At 69.7% G+C, this 17,538-nt stretch carries 15 protein-coding genes; 11 read left to right on the top strand and 4 right to left on the bottom strand.

Translation table 11 applies throughout. The features are described from left to right. Window positions 1-93: 93 nt before the first annotated feature. The 3 genes from plsY to topA all read left to right on the top strand — a co-directional run bounded on the left by plsY (window position 94) and on the right by topA (window position 4,825). Window positions 94-705, top strand: coding sequence for a glycerol-3-phosphate 1-O-acyltransferase PlsY (plsY, locus tag IEX50_RS05145; protein WP_373285291.1), 612 nt, complete (start codon window positions 94-96; stop codon window positions 703-705). Next, on the top strand, window positions 702-1,811 hold the full coding sequence (gene dprA, locus IEX50_RS05140) for a DNA-processing protein DprA (protein WP_229673659.1): 1,110 nt from the start codon (window positions 702-704) through the stop codon (window positions 1,809-1,811). The genes plsY and dprA overlap by 4 nt, the downstream gene beginning before the upstream one ends. 353 nt (window positions 1,812-2,164) lie before the next feature. Further along, window positions 2,165-4,825: a type I DNA topoisomerase gene (gene topA, locus IEX50_RS05135; protein WP_157175339.1), complete on the top strand. Its 2,661-nt coding sequence runs from the start codon at window positions 2,165-2,167 to the stop codon at window positions 4,823-4,825. A gap of 277 nt (window positions 4,826-5,102) precedes the next feature. On the opposite strand, the gene IEX50_RS05130 is transcribed toward topA, so the two are convergent. From IEX50_RS05130 to coaBC, 4 genes are read right to left on the bottom strand one after another with little or no spacing between them, the layout of a single operon-like run. Then, window positions 5,103-5,465 carry a DsrE family protein gene (locus IEX50_RS05130; protein WP_157175340.1) on the bottom strand — a complete coding sequence of 121 codons (363 nt, stop codon included), beginning with the start codon at window positions 5,463-5,465 and terminating at the stop codon, window positions 5,103-5,105. Next, window positions 5,453-6,217, bottom strand: coding sequence for a HesA/MoeB/ThiF family protein (locus IEX50_RS05125; protein ID WP_157175341.1), 765 nt, complete (start codon window positions 6,215-6,217; stop codon window positions 5,453-5,455). Before IEX50_RS05125 ends, IEX50_RS05130 begins: the two co-directional genes overlap by 13 nt. Next, entirely contained in the window at window positions 6,214-6,654 is a 441-nt protein-coding gene (dut, locus tag IEX50_RS05120) for a dUTP diphosphatase (protein WP_157175342.1), read from the bottom strand. The genes IEX50_RS05125 and dut overlap by 4 nt, the downstream gene beginning before the upstream one ends. Further along, window positions 6,651-7,835, bottom strand: a complete 1,185-nt coding sequence (gene coaBC / locus IEX50_RS05115) for a bifunctional phosphopantothenoylcysteine decarboxylase/phosphopantothenate--cysteine ligase CoaBC (RefSeq protein ID WP_157175343.1) — start codon at window positions 7,833-7,835, stop codon at window positions 6,651-6,653. The genes dut and coaBC overlap by 4 nt, the downstream gene beginning before the upstream one ends. 127 nt (window positions 7,836-7,962) lie before the next feature. Here coaBC and IEX50_RS05110 point away from each other — a divergent pair, with 127 nt between their 5' ends. The 8 genes from IEX50_RS05110 (at window position 7,963) to IEX50_RS05075 (ending at window position 17,473) form a co-directional block, all read left to right on the top strand. Continuing rightward, window positions 7,963-8,853, top strand: coding sequence for a bestrophin family protein (locus IEX50_RS05110; protein WP_157175344.1), 891 nt, complete (start codon window positions 7,963-7,965; stop codon window positions 8,851-8,853). Between the two features lie 424 nt (window positions 8,854-9,277). Further along, window positions 9,278-11,086, top strand: a complete 1,809-nt coding sequence (locus IEX50_RS05105; protein ID WP_157175345.1) for a sensor domain-containing diguanylate cyclase — start codon at window positions 9,278-9,280, stop codon at window positions 11,084-11,086. A gap of 85 nt (window positions 11,087-11,171) precedes the next feature. Then, window positions 11,172-12,746 (top strand): aldehyde dehydrogenase (NADP(+)), encoded by a 1,575-nt coding sequence (locus IEX50_RS05100; RefSeq protein WP_157175346.1) that lies wholly within the window; start codon window positions 11,172-11,174, stop codon window positions 12,744-12,746. A gap of 52 nt (window positions 12,747-12,798) precedes the next feature. Continuing rightward, window positions 12,799-13,782, top strand: a complete 984-nt coding sequence (araD1, locus tag IEX50_RS05095; RefSeq protein WP_157175347.1) for an AraD1 family protein — start codon at window positions 12,799-12,801, stop codon at window positions 13,780-13,782. A 1-nt stretch (window position 13,783) separates the two neighbouring features. After that, window positions 13,784-14,707 carry a Gfo/Idh/MocA family protein gene (locus IEX50_RS05090; RefSeq protein WP_157175348.1) on the top strand — a complete coding sequence of 308 codons (924 nt, stop codon included), beginning with the start codon at window positions 13,784-13,786 and terminating at the stop codon, window positions 14,705-14,707. 284 nt (window positions 14,708-14,991) lie between these two features. Continuing rightward, window positions 14,992-15,915 (top strand): 2-dehydro-3-deoxygalactonokinase, encoded by a 924-nt coding sequence (locus IEX50_RS05085; protein ID WP_157175349.1) that lies wholly within the window; start codon window positions 14,992-14,994, stop codon window positions 15,913-15,915. Beyond that, window positions 15,912-16,556 carry a 2-dehydro-3-deoxy-6-phosphogalactonate aldolase gene (locus IEX50_RS05080; protein ID WP_157175350.1) on the top strand — a complete coding sequence of 215 codons (645 nt, stop codon included), beginning with the start codon at window positions 15,912-15,914 and terminating at the stop codon, window positions 16,554-16,556. The genes IEX50_RS05085 and IEX50_RS05080 overlap by 4 nt, the downstream gene beginning before the upstream one ends. A gap of 38 nt (window positions 16,557-16,594) precedes the next feature. Beyond that, on the top strand, window positions 16,595-17,473 hold the full coding sequence (locus IEX50_RS05075) for an SMP-30/gluconolactonase/LRE family protein (protein ID WP_157175351.1): 879 nt from the start codon (window positions 16,595-16,597) through the stop codon (window positions 17,471-17,473). Window positions 17,474-17,538: the final 65 nt, after the last annotated feature.

Here is a 17,538-nt window from a genome sequence, read left to right as displayed (position 1 = left end):
TTACATCCTACCCGAGATCGATTGCGTCCCAGTGGGCGGGCGCTATGAATTGGGGACGAAGGGGACGCCGCTATTTCGACGATGGAACCGTGGATGGTGACCGTGCTGGTCATGATCGGTGCCTACCTGCTGGGGGCGGTGCCGTTCGGCATCCTGCTGACCCGGATGACGGGCGCGGGCGACCTGCGGACGATCGGGTCGGGCAATATCGGCGCGACCAACGTGCTGCGTACCGGGCGCAAGGGGCTTGCGGCGGCGACGTTGCTGCTCGATGCCGCCAAGGGTGCGGTGGCGGTGCTGGCGGCGGGCGCGATCGATCCGGTGCTGATGCCGGTCGCGGGCGCGGCGGCGTTTTTCGGCCATTGCTATCCGGTCTGGCTACGGTTCCGCGGCGGCAAGGGGGTGGCGACGTTGCTCGGCATCGCGCTGGCGCTGCACTGGCCGACCGGGCTGATCTTCGCGGGCGTCTGGATCGTGGCGATGGCGGCGACGCGTTATTCGTCGGTCGGGGGCATCGCGGCGGCGATCGCGACGCCGGTGTCGACGGCGTTCTTCCAGCGGTTCGACCTGGTGCCGCTGTTCCTGGCGCTGGCGCTGATCGTGTTGTGGAAGCACCGCGGCAATCTCGAACGGTTGATGGACGGGACCGAGCCGCGGATCGGGCGCGGGGCCAAGGGTGAGGGCGCGCAGGCGCAACCGGATTGAGCGAGCCTTCGCTGTACGACGACCGGATCGCGCGGTTGCGGCTGATCCGGACCGGCGGGATCGGGCCGGTCACCTATAAGCAATTGATCGCGCGGTTCGGGACGCCGGCGGCGGCGCTGGCGGCGTTGCCCGATCTGGCGCGCCGCGGGGGTGGCAAGGCGCCGCCGATCGCGACGCTGGCGACGGTGGAGGCCGAGGTCGAAGCGGTCGAGCGGCTGGGCGCGCGGTATCTGTTCATGGGGCAGGGGCTGTACCCGGCGTTGCTGGCGCGGATCGAGACCGCGCCACCCGCACTGATCCTGCGCGGGCGGACAGCGTTGCTGGAGCGGCCGGCGGTGGCGATCGTGGGGGCGCGCAATGCGTCGGCGGCCGCGGTGCGGTTCGCGCGCGGGCTGGCGGCGGAGCTGGCGGATGCGGGGCTCCTGGTGGTGTCGGGGCTGGCGCGCGGGATCGATACGGCGGCGCATCAGGGGGCAGGCGCAGCGCGGACGGCGGGGGTGATCGCGGGCGGCATCGACATCGTCTATCCGCCCGAGAATGCGGAGTTGCAGCGGGCGATCGCCGAGGGCGGGCTGCTGCTGGCCGAGCAGCCGCCGGGGACGGAACCGCGGGCGCGGCATTTTCCGTATCGCAACCGGATCATCGCCGGGCTGGCGGGCGGGACGGTGGTGGTGGAGGCTGCGCCGCGGTCCGGATCGCTGATCACCGCGCGGCTGGCGAGCGAATATGGGTGCGACGTGATGGCGGTGCCGGGGTCGCCGCTCGACCCGCGGGCGCAGGGGTGCAACCTGTTGATCCGCGAGGGCGCCGTGCTGGTGCAGTCGGCGGCGGACGTGATCGAGGCGCTGGGGCCGATCGGTGGGGCGGGCGCGGCGCTCGGCGTGGCGATGCCGGCGAGCGGGTACGACGCGCCGCCCGCGGCCGATGCGGACGACCGTGAGCGGGCGCGGGTGACCGGGCTGCTCGGGCCGACCGCGGTGGCGGTGGATGAGCTGATCCGGCAGGCGGCGTTGGCGCCCGCGATCGTGCAGACGGTGCTGCTCGAACTCGAGCTGGGCGGGCGGCTGGAACGCCATGCCGGGGGTCGCGTCAGCCTGATCGGCTAAGACATGATTTGTCACATCATTGTAAGAAACGATGTGCAACCGACGCGGCGATGGTTCCGTACATGGATCGCGCGGTAACCGACTTGCCGCCCGCTCCGTCGGCCATTTCCCCCCCGGGCCGACGGAGCGTTAGCGGGGGCCGCGCGATGCGATGGTCTTACGCCTGTCGGTTCCGGATCTTCGAGACGATCGCCGTGGCGCGGGGATGACGCCGCTCCGGCCTGCCTGTAGGGAACGCGGCACCGGGGGGATGCGGGGGGCGGAGCGCGTCCCCATCTGAGCCGCGACTTGACGACCGGGGGCGGGCCTCGCCACCCTCGTGCGTACATGTGAGAGATCGAAGGCTTGCCCCAATGAAACTCGTCGTCGTCGAATCGCCCGCCAAAGCCAAGACCATCGAGAAGTATCTCGGCCCGGGATACCGCGTGCTGGCATCCTACGGCCATGTCCGCGACCTGCCGCCCAAGGACGGATCGGTCGATCCCGACGACGGATTCGCCATGCAGTGGGAGAATTATGCGGACAAGGCGCGCCAGCTGAAGGCGATCACCGACGAGGCCAAGGGGGCGAGCACGCTGATCCTGGCGACCGATCCGGATCGCGAGGGCGAGGCGATCAGCTGGCACGTGCAGGAGGTGCTGCGCAAGCGGAAGGCCCTGCCGAGCGACGTGCAGCGCGTGACGTTCAACGCGATCACCAAGCAGGCGGTGACCGAGGCGATGGGCCGGCCGCGCGCGCTGGACGAGGACCTGATCGACGCATATCGCGCACGCCGGGCGCTCGACTATCTGGTCGGGTTCACGCTGTCGCCGGTGCTGTGGCGTAAGCTGCCGGGGGCGAAGTCCGCGGGGCGGGTGCAGTCCGTGGCGCTGCGGCTGGTGGTGGACCGCGAGCGCGAGATCGAGGCGTTCCGGCCGCAGGAATATTGGTCGGTGACCGCGGTGTTCGAGCAGGACGGGGTCGCGTTCACGAGCCGGCTGGTGCGGTGGAAGGGCCAGAAGCTCGACCGCCTGTCGATCGGCAATGGCGGCGATGCGGCCGCGGCGAAGGCGGCGGTGGAGAGTGGGCGCTTCTCGGTCGAGAGCGTCGAGACCAAGCCGCTGACGCGCAACCCACCCGCGCCGTTCACGACATCGACGTTGCAGCAGGAAGCGGCGCGCAAGCTGGGCTTCTCGGCCAGCCACACGATGCGCGTGGCGCAGGCGCTGTATGAGGACGGCGCGATCACCTACATGCGGACCGACGGCGTGCAGATGGACCATAGTGCCATTTCCGCGGCTCGCGGCGCGATCGCGAACCGTTACGACGCGTCCTATGTGCCGGACAAGCCACGGCTTTATACGACGAAGGCAAAGAACGCGCAGGAGGCGCACGAGGCGATCCGGCCGACCGATTTCGGGCGGGACAAGGCGGGTTCGGGTGACCATGCCCGGTTGTACGACCTGATCTTCAAGCGTGCGCTCGCCAGCCAGATGGCGTCGGCGCGGCTGGAGCGGACGACGGTGGAGCTGGCCGACCAGACCGGGCAGCAGGCATTGCGTGCGACGGGCCAAGTCGTGTTGTTCCCGGGCTATCTGGCGCTGTACGAGGAAGGCCGCGACGACGAGGCGGACGAGGAGAGCCGCCGCCTGCCGCGGATGCACGAGGGCGACGGGCCGGCGCGCAAGTCGGTCGACAGCGAGCAGCATTTCACGCAGCCGCCGCCGCGTTATTCCGAGGCGAGTCTGGTCAAGAAGATGGAGGAGCTCGGCATTGGGCGGCCGTCGACCTACGCGTCGGTGCTGCAGGTGCTGAAGGATCGCGACTATGTGACGGTCGAGAAGAACCGTTTCACGCCAAACGAGAGCGGGCGGCTGGTGACGGCGTTCCTCGAGCGCTTCTTCGAACGCTATGTCAGCTACGATTTCACCGCGGGGCTGGAGAACAGCCTGGACGATGTGTCGGGCGGGCGGGCCGAATGGCAGGCGGTGCTGGAGGCGTTCTGGCGCGATTTCAAGCCGAAGACCGCTGAGGTGATGGAGCAGAAGCCGTCCGAAGTGACGGCTGAGCTGGACATATTTCTGGGGTCCTACCTGTTCCCCGAGAAGGAGGACGGGACCGATCCGCGGGCGTGCCCGGCATGCGGCGACGGGAAGCTGGCGCTGCGTGGCGGCAAGTTCGGGGCGTTCGTGGCGTGCTCGAACTATCCGGAGTGCAAATATACGCGGCGATTCGCGCAGGCGGGCGGGGCGGAGGCCGGGGCCGATACCGGACCGGTGTCGCTGGGCATCGATCCGGAGACGCAGCTGGAGGTCAGCAAGCGGACCGGGCGGTTCGGGCCCTACGTCCAGCTGGGTGACGAGAAGGACGCCAAGCGATCGTCGATCCCCAAGGACTTCGGCGCGGAGGTGGACCTCGAGGGCGCGTTGAAGCTGCTGTCGCTGCCGCGGACGGTGGGCGCGCATCCAGAGAGCGGGCTGGATATCGTCGCGTCAATCGGGCGTTACGGGCCGTACCTGCTGCACGACGGCAAGTACGCACGGTTGCAGACGACGGCGGACGTGTTCGAGACGGGCATGAACGCGGCGGTCGTGAAGCTGGCCGAGGCGGCGGCCGGTGGCGGGCGTGGACGCGGGGCGGCGAAGGAGCCGCTCGCGGCGTTCGGCGACAGCCCGGTGACGGGCAAGCCGGTGAAGCTGATGGAGGGGCGGTTCGGCCCCTATGTGACCGACGGCGAGACAAACGCGACGCTGCCCAAGACCGCGGATCCGTCGACGATGACCGCGGACGAGGCGCTGATGCTGCTGGCGGAACGCGCCGCGAAAGGCCCGCCGAAGGGGAAGAAGAAGGCGCCGGCGAAGAAGGCGGCTGCGGCGAAGAAGCCTGCGGCGGCGAAGGCTGGGACTGAGGCTCCTGCGGTGAAGGCCGCGGTGGTGAAGAAGGCTCCCGCGAAGAAGGCGGCCCCGAAGAAGGCTGGCGCGAAGGCGGCGGCTGTGAAGAAGCCGGTGGTGAAGAAGGCGGTGGCGGCGGAGTGATCCGGGTGCGGCTGCATTGATGAGGGCGTAGTCGGTTCGTTCCAGAGCGAGGGGAAGACCGTCGAACGCAGCTTTGCGGTGGTGTCGGCCGTCTCGACTTCGCTCGACGGGTCCCTCGACTTCGCTCGGGATGGGCGGGTTTGTCTTGTTGCACTGCCTTCAAACCCCGTTTGGTTCGAGCTTGTCGAGAACGTTGCGCGGCGTTCTCGACATGCTCGAACCGAACGGGGTGGGGGGTGAGCAAAGCCTGTGCGTCTCAGGTCTTGATTGATCAGTCTCAGGCGATGACGAGGCGGTCTTCCCCGAGACCCGCCAGGACGCTGATCATTCCTGCATAGTCCGTCTCTGGGTCGTAGTCGCTCGGTTGGGTGCCGGTTAGGGCAAGGCCGGACTGGCAGAGGGTGAAGCGGACGCCGAGGGCGAGGGCTTCGCCGTAGTGGGCGGCCAGGGTGGGGAGGCCGGCTTCCTTGTGGGCCGGGTCGTTCGGGGCGGTGATTGGGGGGCGGATCAGGGTGACTGCTTCGCCCTGCAGGAAGATGCGGGTGCGGGCGCCGAGGGCGGCGGTGGCGGTGGCGAGGGAGAGGGCTGTGCGGAAGCGTTCGGGGGTGACGTCCGCGACGACGATGGTCAGGCCGCGCATCGGCAGCCGGGGTCCTTGGGCACGGTGATCGTGCGGAAGCGGAAGGCGAGCGCGTCGACGAGGAGGAGCTTGCCGGCGCTGTCCTCGCCGAACGGGACGATCTGGCGGATCGTTTCAATTGCGGCGAGGCTGCCGAGGACGCCGGTCAGTGCGCCGAGCACGCCCTGGTCGGCGCAGGAGGCGTCGCCGCGGTCGGGCGCGTCGCCGACGAGGCAGCGGTAGCAGGGCTTGCCGGCCTCCCAGCCGCGGTAGACGGCGAGCTGCCCTTCGAACTGGCCGACCGCGGCGGAGACGAGGGGGATGCGGCGGGCGAGGGCTGCGTCGGCGACCATGAGGCGGGTTTCGAAATTGTCGGAGCCGTCGACGATGACGTCTGCCTGGCTTGCGAAAGCGTCAAAATTGGCGGGCGCAAGGCGTTCGTTTTGCTGGACGAACCGGACATCGGGGTTGAGGCGAGCGACCGCATCGGCGGCGGCGGCAACCTTTGGCCGGCCGACGTCGGCGGTGGCGAAGAGATACTGGCGTTGGAGGTTGCTGAGCGCCACGACGTCGTCGTCGATCACGGTCAGCCGGCCGATGCCGGCGGCGGCGAGCGCCTGAATGAGCGGGGAGCCGATGCCGCCCGCGCCGACGATCGCAACATGCGCGGCGAGCAGCGCTTGCTGGCCTGCGCCGCCGATTTCGCGCAGCACGATGTGGCGGGCGTAGCGATCGAGCTGATCGTCGCTGAGGGGTGCGGGCGCGGCGGTCACCGCGTGCCGGTCGATCCGAAGCCGCCGGTGCCGCGGGTGGTGTCGTCGAGCGTGGCCACTTCGACGAACGTGGCCGGCTGGACCGCGGCGGGGATGAGTTGGGCGATGCGGTCGCCGCGGGTGATCGGGAAGGGATCGGGGCCGTGGTTGATGAGGATGATCTTTACCTCGCCGCGATAGTCCGCGTCGATCGTGCCGGGGGTGTTGAGGCAGGTGACGCCGTGCTTGAAGGCGAGGCCGGAGCGCGGGCGGACCTGCACCTCGTAGCCCGGCGGGATGGCGATGGCGAAGCCGGTGGGCACCGCCGCCCATGCGCCGGGGGCGAGGACGAGGTCTTCCGCCGCGACGATGTCCATGCCGGCGGCGTCCGCGGTGGCGCGGGCGGGGATGGGCAGGTCGGCGCCGTGGGGCAGGCGCTTGAGCTGGATGGCGATCATGCGAGGTGCTCCGCGATGCGGTCGGCGAGGCGGTCGGCGACGGCGGTCTTGGAGGCGGCCGGCCAGTCCTCGACGCCGTCTGCGGTGATCAGGTGGACCCGGTTGCGGTCGCCGCCCATGACGTCGCCGGACACGTCGTTGGCGACGATCCAGTCGACGGCCTTGCGGGTGCGCTTCGCGGTGGCGTGGGCGACGACGTCCTCGGTTTCGGCGGCGAAGCCGATCAGCAGCCCGGGGCGGCGCGGGTCGGCGGCGAGCGTGGCGAGGATGTCGGGGTTCTCGCGCAGTTCGAGTGTGGGGGTGCCGTCGCGGGTCTTCTTGATCTTCTGCGCGGCGGGCGCGACGTGCCAGTCGGCGACCGCGGCGACCAGGATGGCGGCGTCTACCGGGAGCGCCGCGTCGACCGCGGCGGCCATCTGGCGCGCGGTTTCGACGTCGATGCGGTCGACGCCGGGGGGTGTCCGGAGCGTGACGGGGCCGGCGACCAGCGTGACGCGGGCGCCGCGGGCGGCGAGGGCGGCGGCGATGGCGAAACCCTGTTTCCCGGATGAGCGGTTGGCGATGTAGCGGACCGGGTCGATCGGTTCGTGCGTCGGCCCGGCGGTGACGAGGATGTGGCGGCCGGCAAGGGCCTTCGCGGTCGGTTTGGCGAGCTGTGCCATGATGGTGTTCGCGAGCGTCTCGACGTCGGGCAAGCGGCCGGGGCCGAACTCGCCGCAGGCCATCAGGCCTTCGTCGGGGTCGACCACGGTGATGCCGTCCGATCGCAGCGTCGCGATGTTGCGGCGGGTGGCGGGGTGGAGCCACATGCGGACGTTCATGGCGGGCGCGACCAGCACGGGCTTGTCGGTGGCGAGCAGCAGCGTGGTGGCCAGATCGTTCGCGAGGCCGGCGGCCATGCGGGCGAGCAGGTCCGCGGTGGCGGGGACGACGACGATCAGGTCGGCCGCCCGGCTGAGCTGGATGTGGCCCATCTCGGCCTCGTCCAGGTCCCACAGGCTGGTGTGGACCGGGCGTTCGGACAGGGCGGCGAGCGTCATCGCGGTGACGAAGCGCGCGCCGCTGTCGGTCAGCACGCAGGTGACGGTGGCGCCGGCGCGACGGAGCGTGCGGACGAGATCGCATGCCTTGTAGGCCGCGATGCCGCCGCCGACGATCAGGAGGATATGCGGATCCGACATGCGCCCCTATTGCCGGTTGGCGACAACGCTGTCGAGTGGAGGGGTACTTCCTCGCGGTTGCAGCATGGCGGGCGAGACCATATTGTAAGGCCCAAGTTCACGAAGAGCAGCAAGGGTAGCGTACAGGATGATCGTTCCGAATACGCCGCGGGTGCGGCTGATGATCAAGGAGGTCTGGCGCCCCCTGACCGTGTTGTTCGTGTGGGACGTGATCGTGACGGTCACGTATTTCGTGCTGCCGTTCAAGGCGCCGTCCCTGCCGCTGACGCTGTTCGGTTCGGCGATCGCGCTGTTCCTCGGCTTCCGCGTCAACAGCGCGTACGAGCGGTGGTGGGAAGGCCGCGGGCTGTGGGGCCTGATGATCAACGCGTCGCGCAGCCTGGCGCGGAGCACGATCGCGTTCCTGGACGATAAAGATCCGGGCGTGGTCGACCTGAAGCGCACGATCGTGCTGCGCCAGATCGCCTATGTCCACGCACTGCGGAACCGCTTGCGCAAGGAGGATCCCGCGCCGGAGGTGCTGCGGATGCTGTCGCCGGAGGAGGCCAAGGAGGGTCTGGACCGGCAGAATGTGCCGAACGGGCTGCTCGACGGGACCGCGCGGCGGATCGCGGAGGCGCAGCGCCGCGGGCTGATCGACACGATCCAGCAGACGCAGCTGGAGCGCGTGCTGGTCGACATCGCCAATGCGCAGGGCGGGATGGAGCGGCTGAAGAATACGCCGCTGCCGATGCAGTACCGGTTCTTCCCGGAGATTTTCGCGCGGCTGTTCTGCGTGGCGTTGCCGATCGGGCTGGTGGAATCGCTCGGCTGGGCGACGCCGGCGGGTTCGACGGTGGCTGGGCTGATGTTCCTGGCGATCCTGCGGATCGGCGACGACCTGGTCGATCCGTTCGCCAACGACGTGCACGACGTGCCGCTGACGGGCATGTGCCGGACGGTCGAGATCGACCTGCTGGAGGCGATCGGCGACGAGGCACCGAAGCCATTGCAGCCGGAGAAGGGCGTGCTCTGGTAAACAGAGTGTCGCGCTGCGGTGATGTCGCGAGGCCGGAACGAACCTGTCGCGGGGTTGTCATGGGTAACCCGACGTCATGGCATGACCCGAGCGACCGCTCATTTGACGAGCATCGTCCAAAGGGAGCGATCGTAATGGATCGGCTCAGCCGGCTGCCGGCCCGTCGGAGGCGATCGCGCTTTTGGGGGGCGGCGCCCGAAGTGGGCATCGACCGGCGACTCAACGCCCGCAGGCTCAAGCCGTCGACCGACATCGGTAGGGTCGGCGGCAATCACGAACCGCCAAGTCGGTTAACGACCGATCTGTACCGCTGCGGTCGACAGAGGTGTCCGGAAGGCCGCCCGGTGCGCGGTTGTGGATGCGTTAAGGAGATCGGAGCTAGACCGTTCACGTCTCTTGCTAACGGAATTCCATCGACGTGGCGTTGAACCGCTTCAGACCCATCGTCCATCTGGGACCGATCGTCACGGCGGTGCTGTATTTCTGTTTCGCGTTCCTCGCGCTCGATCTGACCCAGGGGGTCGACGGGATCGCGACGGTCTGGCCGCCGAGCGGCATACTGCTCGCCGCGTTGCTGATGACCAAGCGTGGGCGGGTGCCGTATTACATCGCGGCGGCGGCCGTCGGCAGCGTGGCGGCCAACCTGACGGCGGATGTCAGCCCGGGCGTCGCGATCATCCTGACCATTGCGAACATGACGGAGTCGGCGCTGGCCTCGTGGTTGCTACGCGGGCGGCGGGAACCGCAGCCGGGGTTCACCCAACCGGCGGAGATCGGCCGGTTCTGCACGGCGGCGGTCATTGCCGCCGGGGCGAGCGCCTGCACCGCCACGGTCGGAACGCTGTTCTCCGGTGGCCCGCAGTTCGCGATATCGTGGTTCCTGACCGATCTGCTCGGCATGCTGCTCGTGACGCCGCTGATCCTGATGGCGTCCGATGCGGTGCGGAACCGCAACCCGGACATCGCCGTGCGACGGCGCGATCTGGTGCTGCTGCTTGGTCTGGTTACCGTGGTAACGACGGGCGTGTTCATGCAGTCCGGTTATCCCGTGTTGTTCCTGCCGCTGGTGGCGCTGCTCGCCGCGACGTTCTGGCTGGGGCCGATCGGTGCGGCGGCGGGCGTGCTGATCATGGCGGTGATCGGCACCGCGCTGACCGCGGACGGGCAGGGGCCGATCATGCTGGTCCACCGCGATCCGGGCCGGATGGCGCTGTTCCTGCAATTCTATCTGCTGGTGATGTTGGGGACGGCGTTGCCGCTGGCCGCGTTGCTGGCAACGCGCAACCGGCTGATCCGCGAAGTGGGGGAGAGCAACCGGCTGCTCCGCATGGCCGAACGGACCGCGCGGTTGGGCCATTGGAGCCTCGATGCGGTGCGGGAGAAGCTGATGTGGTCGCCGGAAGTGTTCCGTTTGTACGGACTGCCGGTCGGCGAGGTGCCGGGCCTCGAAGGCGCGATCGCCGCGTATCACCCAGACGATCGCGCGCGGGTGGCCGCGTTCATCGAGGCGCTGACGACGAGTGATGACCCGGGCGGCAGCGAATTCGCGTTCGAGGCGCGGCTGGTCAACCCGGACGGGACCGTACGGCATGTCGTGTCGCACGGCCATGCGGACCGCGCGCCAGACGGGACGCTGATCGCGCTGTTTGGCGTGGTGCAGGATGTGAGCGACCGGGTACGCGCCGCTGAAGCGCTGGAGGCGGCGCGGGCTGCCGCGGAGACCGCCGCCGATACGGACCAGCTGACCGGGCTGGCCAGCCGTCGCCGCGCGCTGCGCGTGCTGGATGAGGCGATGAGTGCCGCGCAGGACGGGTCGCAGCCGCTGTCGGTGGCGATCTTCGACGTGGACCATTTCAAGCAGGTCAACGACCAATATGGCCATCTGGTTGGGGACGAGGTCCTGTGCCGCGTCGCGCAGGCGGCGGTGGGTGCGTCGCGACACGATGATCTAGTCGGGCGGCTGGGGGGCGAGGAGTTCGTCCTGCTGCTGCCGGGGGCGGACGAGGCGACGGCGATGGCGGTGGCCGAACGGGTGCGCAGCGCGATCGAGGCGAGCGACCGGACGGCCGGGGCACGCTTTACCGGCGAGGTCCCGCACGTGACGATCAGCATCGGCGTCGCGTTGCTAGATGGTGTGACCGATGTCTCGGCCACGCAGTTGCTGAACCGTGCCGACCGCGCGCTGTACGATGCGAAACGGTCCGGCCGGAACCGGATGCGGCTCGCCGCCTGAGGCCCGAAAGCGGCCGCACCGCCTTGCGCATGGGGCGGCCAACCGTTATTCGCATGTCCGACAAATTCATCGGATCGGAAATACCATGATCAACGGCAATATCCTCGTGGGCGCTGCCGAACATGTCGGTGAGGCCACCTTCCGCGCGGTCGATCCGGCAACCGGCGCGACGCTGGATCCCGCCTTCGCCGAATCGGGCAAGGCCGAGATCGACGCGGCCTGCGCGCTCGCCGCCGCCGCCTATCCGAGCTTTTCGGAAACCGACCTGACGACGCGCGCCGCGTTCCTGGAGGCGATCGCCGACAACATCGTGGCGATCGGCGACGACCTGATCGTGCGCGCGATGGCCGAGAGCGGCCTGCCGCGCGTCCGGCTGGAGGGTGAGCGCGGACGCACCGTCGGCCAGCTGAAGCTGTTCGCCAATGTGGTGCGCGCGGGCGATTTCCTGGACGTGACGATCGACCCGGCGATGCCGGACCGTGCGCCGCTGCCGCGCCCCGACATGCGCCGTCGCAACATCGCGCTCGGCCCGGTCGCGGTGTTCGGCGCGAGCAACTTCCCGCTCGCTTTCTCTACCGGTGGCGGCGACACCGCATCGGCGCTGGCCGCCGGTTGCCCGGTGGTGGTGAAGGGTCATCCGGCCCACCCAGGCACGGGCGAGCTGGTCGCACGCGCGATCCAGAAGGCCGTTGCCGACTGCGGCCTGCACGAGGGTGTGTTCTCGTTCCTGCCGGGCACGACGCATGAGCTGGGCGGCGGGCTGGTCGCCGATCCGCGGATCGCGGCGGTCGGGTTTACCGGTTCGCGCGGCGGCGGGCTGGCGCTCGTCAAGATCGCGGCCGAGCGGGCTGTGCCTATCCCGGTCTATGCCGAGATGAGCAGCATCAACCCGGTCGTGCTGCTGCCCGCGGCGCTTGCGGCACGCGGCGCGGCGATGGCGCCGGCCTTCGTCCAGTCGCTGACCATGGGTGCGGGGCAGTTCTGCACCAACCCGGGTCTGGTGCTGGCGCTTGCCGGTCCGGAGCTGGATGCGTTCGTCGAGGAGGCCGGCAAGGTGCTGGCAGAGGCGAAGCCAGTCCAGATGCTGACCCCCGGCATCCATGCCAGCTTCGAACAGGGCGTCGCGGCGCTCGAGAAGCATGACGCGGTGACGGTGGTTGCGCGCGGGTGCGTCGGCGACGGCGTGAATCAGGCGCGCGGCGCTATCTTCCGCACCGATGCGGCGCAGTTCATCGCCGATGCGGCGCTGGGCCACGAAGTGTTCGGTTCGTCCGCGATCATCGTGGCGTGCCGCGACCAGGACGAGATCGCACAGGTCATCGCCGGTCTGGAAGGTCAGCTGACCGCGACGATCCAGCATGATGCGGGCGACGAGGCGATGGCCGCGATGCTCGTGCCGCTGCTCGCCGCCAAGGTCGGCCGCGTGCTCGCCAATGGCTGGCCCACGGGCGTCGAAGTGTCGCACACGATGGTCCATGGCGGGCCGTTCCCGGCGACGTCGGACGGCCGCACGACCTCGGTCGGCGCGCTGGCGATCGACCGCTTCCTGCGTCCGGTCTGCTACCAGTCGCTGCCGGAAGCGCTGCTGCCGCCGGTGCTGCGCGATGCCAATCCGTGGGGCGTTGCGCGCCGCATGGACGGGAAGATGACCCCGGCCTGATCGGCCGGGGCGACCCGACACGGTTAAAGAAACAATAATCAGGAGAGAGCCGATGCGTCTGTCACTCGTGCAGTATCACGACGGCGCGGGCACCCGTGCGGTGGCCGCGATCCGCGACGACGGTGTCGCGCGGGTCGTGCCGGGTGCCGCATCAGTACGGGCGCTGGCGCTGGCGGCGATCGCGGCGGGGCAGGGGCTGGCCGATGCGGTCGCCGCGGCGGGCGAAGGCGATGTCGTCGATCTGAACGCGGTGACGCTGCTGCCGCCGATCGATCATGACGATCCGGCGCACCTGGCGATGACTGGCACGGGCCTGACGCATCTCGGGTCCGCCGAAGGGCGCGACGCGATGCACCGCGCGGCGAAGGTCGATGCGGCGCCGACCGATTCGATGAAGATGTTCCTGATGGGGGTCGAAGGCGGCAAGCCCGCGGCCGGGGCGGACGGCGTGCAGCCGGAGTGGTTCTACAAGGGTGACGGGACGCAGCTGGTCGCGCCCGGTGCGCCGCTGACGTCGCCGTCGTTCGCGCTGGACGCGGGCGAGGAGCCGGAGATTGCCGGTATCTACCTGATCGACGAAGCGGGAACGCCGGTGCGACTGGGCTTCGCGCTGGGCAACGAGTTTTCGGACCATGTGACCGAGCGCGGCAACTATCTGTGGCTGGCGCATTCGAAGCTGCGCCCCGCGGCGCTGGGGCCGGAGCTGCTGGTCGGCGATCTGCCGGCCGATGTGCGGGGCACGAGCCGGATCGTGCGCGACGGCGCGACGGTATGGGAGAAACCGTTCCTGTCGGGCGAGGCGAACATGTCGCACAGCATCGGCAACCTGGAACAGCATCATTTCAAATATGGCCTGTTCCGGCGGCCGGGCGACGTGCACGTCCACTTCTTCGGCACCGCGACGCTGTCGTTCGCCGAGGGTGTGCAGACGCAGGCCGGCGACGTGTTCGAGATCGAGGCGGCGCCGTTCACGATGCCGGTGCGCAACCCGATCGTGGTGGCGGAGCCTGCGCCCGTGACCGTGAAGGTGCTCTGACATGGCGATTCGGATCGGAATCGTCGGGCTCGGCAAGATCGCGCGCGACCAGCATGTGCCGGTGATCGAAGCGTCGCCGGACTTCACGCTGGCGGCGGTGGCGAGCCGCAGCGGCGGGTTGCCCGACTTGCCTTATTATAGCGACATCGGCGACATGCTGGCGGGGGACGACGGGCTGGATGCGGTGGCACTCTGCCAGCCGCCGCAGGTGCGGTACGACGCGGCGCGCGCGGCGATCCTGGCGGGCAAGCATGTGTTCCTGGAAAAGCCGCCCGGCGCGACGCTGAGCGAGGTCAAGTCGCTGGCGGACCTGGCGCAGGCGCACGGCGTGACGTTGTTCGCCAGCTGGCATTCGCGTTACGCATCCGGCGTGGCGGCGGCGAAGGCGTGGCTGGCGGAGCGGACGATCCGGTCGGTTGCGGTCGAGTGGAAGGAGGATGTCCGCGTGTGGCATCCGGGGCAGGCGTGGATCTGGGAACCGGGTGGTCTCGGCGTGTTCGACCCGGGCATCAACGCGATGTCGATCGTGACGCACATCATGCCGCGGCCGTTCTTCCTGCTCGACGGTACGCTGTCGTTTCCGGAGAACCGCGGTGCGCCGATCGCGGCGGACCTGACGTTCCGTGACGACAGCGGCGTGCCGATCACCGCGGCGTTCGACTGGCGCCAGACGGGGCCGCAGACCTGGGATATCAGCGTCGATACCGTCGACGGTGCGCTGGTGCTGTCGAAGGGCGGCAGCGTGCTGACCATCGCCGGGGAGTTGCAGGAGACGGCGCCGGAGGCCGAGTATCGCGGGCTGTACGATCGGTTCGCGGGCCTCGTCGCGCGTGGCGAGAGCGATGTGGATGTGAGCCCGCTGCGGCATGTGGCCGACGCCTATTTGCGCGGGGCGCGGGTGGTGGTGGAGCCTTTCGAGGACTGAGGGTGAGGTTGCGGCCTGTCAGTCTGGCGTTTGGGTCGGCCGGCGGGTTGCCTGTCTCCTGACGGGGTGGCGCAGTTCGATCGCGTTTGGCCTGTCGGTCCTGATTTTCCTGCGGGAGATCCCGGCTTTCGCCGGGATGACGGGTTTGGGGAAGGGGGGCGGCAAGTACGCCGGACGTCTGGCCCTGTCGTCGGAGACAGGCCCCGGAGTTTGCGGCTGTATGACAATTGTCCTACAAGTTTGGCGACAAAGCCGGCCGTAGGTTGGTGCGCGCAGGAGGCGGGATGACCGTACAGGACGAGTGGCGCGACGGGGACCGGGTGGCCGGCGATTGGGGGACGAGCCGGTTGCGGCTGTTCCACCTCCGCGGCGATGCCGTGATGCGGACCGTTACCGGGCCGGGGATCGCGGCGGTGATGGGGGCCCCGGGTGAAGCGCTGATCGAGACGCTGGCCCCGTGGTTCGAGACCGGGTTGCCGCGCGACGCGGAGGTTGCGCTGTGCGGCATGGTGGGGTCGCGCAACGGGATCGCCGAGGTGCCTTATGCCGAGTGTCCCGCCAGTCTGGACGTGTGGCGCTTGGAGGCGCACGCGGTTGCGGTCGGTGGGCTGCGCGTGGTGATCGCGCCGGGGCTTGCCTGTACCCGCAACGACGGGGCGGCGGACGTGATGCGCGGCGAGGAGACGCAGATCTTCGGGTTGCTCAGCCTATATCCGGCCCTGGCGCGGGGGCGGCACGTCATTGCGTTGCCGGGCACGCATGGGAAATGGGCGGAGGTGGTCGACGGGCGGGTCGTGCGGTTCCGGACGTTCCTGACCGGTGAGTTGTTCGCGTTGTTGCGCGACCAGTCGACGCTCACGCGCGCGGGGGCCGACGATAGCGGCGGCGAGGACGGTTTCGTCGCCGGGTTGGAACGGTCGGATGCGGGCGGGCTGCTGGGGTCGCTGTTCGAGGCGCGGGCGGCGCAGTTGCGCGAGGGACGGTCGCGCGGCTGGGCGGTCGGGTTCCTGTCCGGGCTGACGATCGGGCATGAGGTGCGCGAGGGGCTGGCCGGGGCTGACCGGGAGGGGACGGTCATGCTGGTGGGTGATCCGGTGCTCACCGCGCTCTATACGCAGGCGTTGGCGCGACACGGGCGCGCGGCCGAGACCTGCGACGGATCGGTGGCCGCGCGGGCCGGATTGCGGATGTTGGGAGAGCGACCATGACGATCGACGATGTGCTGGCCGGCGGCGCGCCGCCCGTGGTGGCGATCCTGCGCGGGGTGCGGCCGGACGAGGCGGTCGCGGTGGCGGGTGCGCTGGTCGATGCGGGCATCCTGCTGATCGAGGTGCCGATGAATTCGCCGGACCCGATCGACAGCATCGCGGCGATCCAGGCGGAATATGGCGACCGCGCGCTGATCGGCGCGGGCACGGTGCTGACGACCGAGATGGTCGCGGCGGTGGCGGCGACGCGCGGGCGGCTGATGGTAACGCCGAACACGAACCCCGCGGTGATCGCGGCGGGCGTGGCGGCCGGGCTGGAGCCGATGCCGGGGTTCGTCACGCCGAGCGAGGCATTCGCGGCGATCGCGGCAGGCGCGAAGCGGCTGAAGCTGTTTCCGGCGACCGCGTTCGGCCCGGCATATCTGAAGGCAATCGGCGAGGTGCTGCCGAAGTCCGTGCCGTTGTGGGCGGTGGGCGGCACCGGCGCGGACAATATCGGCGACTGGCTGGCGGCGGGGGCCGAGGGGATCGGCGTCGGCGGTGCGCTGTTCCGGCCGGGCGACAGCGTGGCGGATGTGGCGGCGAAAGCCGCGGCGCTGGTGACGGCGTGGCGGCGGTACCGCGACGGCGCGTCGCGTTGACGACGGGTATCGACAGGCAGAACGAGGATGCGATGGACATGACGACGATGGCGGAACCCGTTTGGGAAGTCGGCGCGGAACTGGGCGAGGGGCCGGTGTGGGTCGCGCGCGACCGAGCGCTGTGGTTCACGGACATCAAGGGGCGGCGCATCCACCGCTTCGATCCGGCGAGTGGCGAGCGGAGCGGCTGGGACGCGCCGGGGATGCCGGGGTTCGCGTTGCCGGCGGCGCGTGGCGGGTTCGTGGTTGGGATGGCGGACGGGCTGCACCGGTTCGATCCGGCGGATGGTTCGTTCGGTATGCTGGCGGCGGTCGAGCCCGATCTGCCGGGCAACCGGCTGAATGATGCGGTGGTCGACCGCGCCGGCCGACTGTGGTTCGGGACGATGGACAATGGCGAGACGGACGCCAGCGGGATGCTGTACCGGTTGCAGGCGGACGGTGTGCCGCGTGCGATGGGTGGCGAGTGCGTGATCACCAACGGGCCCGCGGTCAACCCGGACGGGACGATCCTGTACCATGTCGATACGCTGGCGCGCGTGATCTACGCGTTCGCGTTGGATGCGGACGGGGGCCTGAGCGACCGGCGGGTGTTCGCGACGATCGACCCGGTGGACGGGCATCCGGACGGGGTGAGCATGGATGCCGAGGGGCATGTCTGGGTCGGGCTGTACGGAGGCTGGTCCGCGCGGCGTTATGCGCCGGATGGGACGCTGGTCGAGACGGTGCGGTTCCCGGTCGCCAACGTGACGAAGGTGGCGTTCGGCGGCCCGGACCTGCGCACCGCGTTTGCCACGACGGCCAAGCAGGGGTTGAGCACCGAGGCGCTGGCGGCGCAACCGCTCGCGGGGGCGCTGTTCGCGTTTCCGGTGGCGGTGCCGGGGTTGGAAGGGCGCGAGGTTTCGGTCGGGATCTGAGGGTTCTTCGCTGAGTTAGCACCCCGCCCCCGTTTGGTTCGAGCCTCACGCCGTCAGGGTGAGGT

The sequence above is a fragment of the Sphingomonas prati genome (assembly GCF_014643515.1).
Classification (GTDB): Bacteria; Pseudomonadota; Alphaproteobacteria; order Sphingomonadales; family Sphingomonadaceae; genus Sphingomonas_R; species Sphingomonas_R prati.
Note: the sequence above shows the minus strand (reverse complement) of the source record. Positions and strands in the feature narration are given on the sequence as shown.

Bases quoted from the DNA above. Each gene is read 5' to 3' on its own strand.
- plsY (WP_373285291.1), top strand. From the start codon at position 94: ATGGTGACCGTGCTGGTCATGATCGGTGCCTACCTGCTGGGGGCGGTG.
- topA (WP_157175339.1), top strand. From the start codon at position 2,165: ATGAAACTCGTCGTCGTCGAATCGCCCGCCAAAGCCAAGACCATCGAG.
- IEX50_RS05130 (WP_157175340.1), bottom strand. From the start codon at position 5,465: ATGCGCGGCCTGACCATCGTCGTCGCGGACGTCACCCCCGAACGCTTC.
- dut (WP_157175342.1), bottom strand. From the start codon at position 6,654: ATGATCGCCATCCAGCTCAAGCGCCTGCCCCACGGCGCCGACCTGCCC.
- coaBC (WP_157175343.1), bottom strand. From the start codon at position 7,835: ATGTCGGATCCGCATATCCTCCTGATCGTCGGCGGCGGCATCGCGGCC.
- IEX50_RS05110 (WP_157175344.1), top strand. From the start codon at position 7,963: ATGATCGTTCCGAATACGCCGCGGGTGCGGCTGATGATCAAGGAGGTC.
- IEX50_RS05100 (WP_157175346.1), top strand. From the start codon at position 11,172: ATGATCAACGGCAATATCCTCGTGGGCGCTGCCGAACATGTCGGTGAG.
- araD1 (WP_157175347.1), top strand. From the start codon at position 12,799: ATGCGTCTGTCACTCGTGCAGTATCACGACGGCGCGGGCACCCGTGCG.
- IEX50_RS05090 (WP_157175348.1), top strand. From the start codon at position 13,784: ATGGCGATTCGGATCGGAATCGTCGGGCTCGGCAAGATCGCGCGCGAC.
- IEX50_RS05085 (WP_157175349.1), top strand. From the start codon at position 14,992: ATGACCGTACAGGACGAGTGGCGCGACGGGGACCGGGTGGCCGGCGAT.
- IEX50_RS05080 (WP_157175350.1), top strand. From the start codon at position 15,912: ATGACGATCGACGATGTGCTGGCCGGCGGCGCGCCGCCCGTGGTGGCG.
- IEX50_RS05075 (WP_157175351.1), top strand. From the start codon at position 16,595: ATGACGACGATGGCGGAACCCGTTTGGGAAGTCGGCGCGGAACTGGGC.